Source organism: Mesorhizobium sp. M5C.F.Ca.IN.020.32.2.1, assembly GCF_004023105.1.
Lineage (GTDB): Bacteria > Pseudomonadota > Alphaproteobacteria > Rhizobiales > Rhizobiaceae > Mesorhizobium > Mesorhizobium wenxiniae.
On the sequence record NZ_RZSX01000409.1, the window covers coordinates 1 to 5,486 of the forward strand.

The window sequence follows — 5,486 nt, forward strand, 5'->3', positions numbered from 1 at the left end:
GGCCCGGGAACCGCGCGGGGAGGTCTATGCGTTGGCAGAGACTGGGATGGAGCTGCGCGGCAAGTTCGCGAATGTGGACCTGGATGCGCTGGTCGACAACCGGGTCGTGCGGACCTGGCTTTATTTCGGCATGTTCTGGCTGATGGTGACGCCATCCGTCGGCGTCCTGATCTCGAGCACCTTCAACTACCCCGACTATCTCGGATCGGGAAACCTCGAGCTCACCTTCGGCCGGCTGCGCCCGGTCCACGTCAACGGTGTCATCTTCGGCGCCTTCTCGACGCTTTTCATCGGCCTTTGTTATTATCTCGTGCCGCGTCTGTCGGGGGTGCGGGTGATATGGTCTGAGTGGTCGGTTCTCCTCGCATGGGTCTGGAACGTCGCAACGCTTGCCGGTTTGGTCGGCTTGCTGTTCGGCGACAGTGACGGTTTGGAAGCCGGAGAGTTTCCGCTCTATGCGAAGGTCGCATTCTTCATCGTAGTGGCTGTTGCTACCGCGCAATTCCTGATCACGATCAGTCGAAGGCTCGAGCCGGCGATCTATGTCGCACTATGGTACTTGATCGCCACTTTCGTGTGGACGACGATGAACTTCGTGCTTGGAAGCTTCATCCTGCCGTACACGATCTCGGGCATCAACAGCGCCGCCTTCCATGGCCTCTATCTCCACTACATCGTCGGGCTGTGGCTAACGCCCGCGGGCTACGTGATCATCTACTATTTCCTGCCGATCAGCGCGCGAAATCCGCTCTATGCCCATAAGCTCTCGCTGGTCGGCTTCTGGTCCCTGGCATTGTTCTACCCGTTCGTCGGCATCCACCATTACCTCTACAGCCCGATCGCGGACTGGGCCGAGACCTTGGCGGTCGTCACGTCGATGCTGCTGATCATTCCGGTGTGGACGGTGCTGGTGAACTTCTTCGGCACCATGATGGGCAAGTGGCATGAGTTCGGCAGGAACTTGCCGGCGAAGTTCCTGATCATGGGCTCGCTCATGTATCTCGTCGGCTGCTTCCAGGGCTCGACCGAGGCGCTGCGGCAGCTGCAGCAGCCGACCCATTTCACCGATTTCGTCATCTCGCATTCGCATCTCACCGTGTTCGGCACCTTCGTCGTCTGGGCGATGGGGGGCCTCGTCTATACTTGGCCGCGGCTGTTCGGGCGCGAACTCTGGTCGTTCAAGCTCGGCAACTGGTCGTTCTGGCTGATCACCGTCGGCATCGCGACCATGGGCCTGGTCCTCACAGCGGGCGGGCTGCAGCAGGGTTATCAATGGATGAATGGGGTCGAATGGCTCGACTCGCTCGTCTGGGTGAAGCCCTACTGGCTGGCGCGGACCCTGGCAGGCATCAGCATGGATATCGGTATGTCGCTGCTGGTGGTGAATCTGATGCTGACCGCACTGACCAGCCCGGCGGCTGAGGCGCGACGCGTCCGCGGGCCGGTGGAGGCGCCTATCCCGGCCCCGGCCGGAGGGCCCGCGCAGTGAACGTTCGCTTCTTCGCGCTGTTCGCCGGCGTCTTCTGCATCACCCTTGCGGTGATCACGCAGGGCGTGCTGCCCTTCGTGGAGCCGTCCTCGCGAACTACGCGCGTGACCTCGGTGGTGCGCACGGATTTCGGCCAGCTGAAATGGACGGTTTCAGAGGCGACGGACTACACCGAGCAGCAGCGTCGCGGCCGCAACGTTTACCTGCGCGAAGGCTGCTGGTATTGCCATTCGCAATTCGTGCGGCCGGTGACCGGCGAGATCCGCCGCTGGGGACCGGTCAGCGAGGCGGGCGAATACGCCTATGACGTGCCGCACCTGTTAGGCACACGCCGGATCGGGCCGGACCTGACGCGCGTCGGCCTGAAATACAGCGACGAATGGCACCTGGCGCACTTCTACAATCCGCGGATGCTGGTGCCGGACTCGATAATGGCGCCATATCGCGGCCTCTTCCACGAACCCGATGCAGCCGTCCGTATCGTTGACGACGGCACTGGCAATCGGACCCTGGAAAGGACAGAGGTCACCGAAGGCCTTTTCGACTTCGACAGCCAGCAAGCGATCCAGCTGACGCCGAATGCGTACGGGTTGCTGTTCGTGCCGCTGAAGGCGCGCAAAAGAAAGCCGATCATCCTGACGCCGAACGAAGAATACACAGGAGAAACCGTCAGCATCGCGGCGGAGACGGAAACGCTGGCGGCGCTCGTTTCCTACGTCCAGAAGCTCGGCACGAACCGGGGTAAATGGCGCGATCTTTTCGAGCCGCAAAGCCTGGAGGTCATGGATGCGACCATGCCGCGCTCCGAGGAATGGATTGCCTATGGCAAGGAAGTCTATGAGCGCCGCTGCATCGGTTGCCACGGTGCCAAAGGCGACGGCAACGGGCCGGCCGCCACCTTTATGTTTAACCAGCGGCCCAGGGACTTCACGTCCGCAGTCTTCAAGTTCAGGTTGACAAAGGAGCCCCTGCCCACGGACGGCGACATGCTGCGCACCATTACTCGCGGCATCCGCGGCACGGCAATGCCCCCGTGGTACGACCTGCCGCTCAACGATCGGCTGGCGGTGATCCAGTACATCAAGTATGAGCTGGCGGTTGACCGTTCCGACCCCGCCAGTCCTTACGCTTTCTTCGTCGCGGAACCGCCTGGCCCACCGTTGTATATCGGGCGACCGCCGACCCCGTCGCAGACGATGCTGGACCGTGGCAAGGAGGTTTGGCAGGTGGCGAAGTGCTGGGAGTGCCACGGCCAAGGTGGCAAGGGCGACGGCGAGAAGGCTGCCGGCCTCAAGGATGATCTCGGGTTCGCCACCGTGCCGGCCGACCTCACCAGCGGCCAGTTCAAGTCTGGCCCGGCCGTCGAAGACATCTTCCGGACGATAACTACGGGCCTCAGCGGCACGCCGATGCCGTCCTATCGGGATTCCCTTCCGGACGAGGACCGGTGGGCGCTTTCCTATTTCGTGGTGGCGCTTTCCGCCTATAAAGACCCGCTTTCGCTGCAGCCGCTCTCGATCAAGAAGGAGGCCCGCGCGGCGCTGAACGATCTGGAACTGGTCGCTGACAAGCCTGAGCGAGCCTATGTGCCCGATCCGTCGGTGCCGGCGTCCGGCCCGCCAGCGCCGCCTGGCGAGGAACAGGCGCCCGCAGGAGGATAGCCATGCTCGGTTTTGAAGTTACCGGACCCTATGCGGGCGCCATGATGATGAGCCTGGCGGCCCTGTTCTTGTTCATCTGGGGTGTCCTATCCGGCGCGTTGAGCGGCACCGACAAAGCCGCCAACGGGTTTTTTGAAAGGGAAATGGAAAATGAGCGATCTGCAGAGCAGCGATCCGGAGAGCCCGACGCATCCGGAACTGGAAGTGCGTCAAAGCTCGCACCCTGAACTGGAAGACTATGCCGGCGGCCTGATACAGGCGCGTGTGGGATTCATTCCCATATGGCTTCTCGTCGTCTACTGCCTGCTGTTCGCCTGGGGGCTGTATTACATGTATGTCTATTGGGGCGGGCTCGGTCCCGGCCGTCTGTTCTAAGAAGACTGTCGCAAGGCTGGTAAGGCAGGAGTGATGGAGATGTTGGTAGCCAGAATTCTTCTTGGGGTCGCCGCATTGAACCTCATTTTCCTGGCCTTCGAGGTGGCGACAAACGTGCTTCGTCTTTATTTCGGCTAACATAGGAGCAGCGGATGCTACAGGACACCGTTTTCCAGCTCGCTGACGTCGGCTTGCCGCAGATGCTCGGCTTCCTCATCTATGGCGGCTGCACCGTCGGCTTTATCATCTATCTTGTCTATCTTGTGCGGCAATAGCGGCGCGGACGCGGCGCTGCGAAAACACCAATGATCTACTACCTCGTGATCTTCGCCGCTGGATTTGCAGGCAGCTTTCATTGCATCGGCATGTGCGGCGGCTTTGCCTGCGCACTGGGCCGCGATCAGCGAGGCGGAGGCGCAACGATCCTTCGCCACCTGCTCTATAATACCGGCCGATTGACAACCTATTGCTTTCTGGGCGGGCTCGCGGGTGCGATCGGTCAGGTCATCTGCACCACGCAAGGTCTAACGGCGGCGCCGCTCTTGGACGGCTCCCTAGACATCGCCCAACGAATTCTCGCGACCGTCGCTGGCCTGCTCATGATTGCCATGGCGTTGCAGTTCTTCGGCTTGCTGCAGGTCTTTCATCGCCTTGCGATCGGATTTGGCGGCAGCTCATTTGCATTGTCCCTGCGCGGTCTGTTGGCCGCCCGGAGCGGCGCCGCACCGCTCGCCTTTGGCGTTTTCAACGGCTTCCTGCCATGTCCCCTGGTCTATGCCTTCGCCGCCCAGGCGGCGAGCACCGCCGGAGCGCTTCCCGGGTTTCTCGTCATGGCATGGTTCGGACTGGGAACCTTCCCCGCGATGTTGATGATGGGCGGCGTTGGCCAGATACTCGGGCCAGCCTGGCGGCGGCGCGGCGTGCGGCTGGCTGGTGGCTTTATTCTTTTGCTCGGTCTCATCACGCTCGGCCGTGGTCTCCTGCCTTCCGACGCGCATATCGGCCTTGCCTGGCTGGGCGGACATCCCGCATGACTGCGCATGGCGATATCCTCTGTAGCCATTGTTCGCTGCCCGTCGGCCTGCGCCCGATGGAGCGCAGGCTCAACGGTGAGGCTTGCGCGTTCTGCTGCTACGGCTGTTGCATCGCCTTTCAGGTGAAGAGCGGCAGACACGAAGAGTGGGAAGCCGCCTGGCTTCTGATCCAGCTCGGCGTGGGAGGCTTTCTCTCCATGAATATCATGATGTTCAGCCTCCTCCTCTATTCGGACGCGTTCACCGGCGTCGATGCGGGCGTGCTGCCGTGGATTCACCTTTTGCTCTGGATCTTCGCGACGCCGGCGGTGGTGATTCTCGGCGGACCCTATCTGCGCGAAATGTGGCTCAATGGCATTCAGGGACGAGTGACGTCGTCGGCACTCATCGTGCTTGGCGTCGCTGCCGCTTACCTCTATTCGGCATTTGCCGTGTTCGAGGGCAGCACGCATGTCTATTTCGACACCGCCGTGATGGTACTGATGCTATTCACCGCTGGCCGCTATCTCGAGGCTGTTGGCCGCGCCAGGGCGGCGCGCGACCTCGAACCTCTTCTGGCCGCAGAAAGCGAGAGCGCGACCGTGGTCGATGGCGCGGCAGAGATCCGCCGTCCGGTGCGGGAGGTGTCGGCCGGCATGCTGGTGCGGGTCCGGCCAGGCGAGCGCATTCCGGTCGACGGCGTGGTTGTCGAGGGGGAATCGAACACCGATGAAGCCGTGATTACCGGAGAAAGCCGGCAAGTGACAAAGGGCGCCGGCTCCAAGGTTATTGCCGGCAGTATCAATATCGACGGCCCGCTCCTGATCCAAAGCAGCGGTGACGGAACTGCAACCCGCTGGGCGGGGATTTGCCGGTCGGTGCGCGAAGCGCTGGGCCGTCGCAGTCCAACCCAGCGACTTGCCGATCGGATCGTTGGCGTGTCCGTGC

General features: G+C 62.1%; 5 protein-coding genes and 1 pseudogene. All 6 read left to right on the forward strand.

What is annotated here, in order from left to right; translation table 11 throughout:
• Positions 1-46 precede the first annotated feature (46 nt).
• Complete coding sequence (locus EOA86_RS20175; RefSeq protein ID WP_095517298.1) at positions 47-1,489, forward strand: cbb3-type cytochrome c oxidase subunit I; 1,443 nt, start codon at positions 47-49, stop codon at positions 1,487-1,489.
• Positions 1,486-3,150, forward strand: a complete 1,665-nt coding sequence (locus tag EOA86_RS20180) for a cbb3-type cytochrome c oxidase subunit II (protein ID WP_128343255.1) — start codon at positions 1,486-1,488, stop codon at positions 3,148-3,150. The genes EOA86_RS20175 and EOA86_RS20180 overlap by 4 nt, the downstream gene beginning before the upstream one ends.
• A 150-nt stretch (positions 3,151-3,300) precedes the next feature.
• A complete protein-coding gene (locus tag EOA86_RS20190; RefSeq protein ID WP_065007038.1) occupies positions 3,301-3,525 on the forward strand; it encodes a hypothetical protein in 225 nt (74 codons plus the stop codon).
• Between the two features lie 152 nt (positions 3,526-3,677).
• A complete protein-coding gene (locus EOA86_RS41275) occupies positions 3,678-3,800 on the forward strand; it encodes a hypothetical protein (RefSeq protein ID WP_280950298.1) in 123 nt (40 codons plus the stop codon).
• A gap of 30 nt (positions 3,801-3,830) precedes the next feature.
• Positions 3,831-4,559 (forward strand): sulfite exporter TauE/SafE family protein, encoded by a 729-nt coding sequence (locus EOA86_RS20195; protein WP_128343257.1) that lies wholly within the window; start codon positions 3,831-3,833, stop codon positions 4,557-4,559.
• A 56-nt stretch (positions 4,560-4,615) separates the two neighbouring features.
• A pseudogene (locus tag EOA86_RS20200) lies at positions 4,616-5,486 on the forward strand (copper-translocating P-type ATPase); the annotation flags it as partial.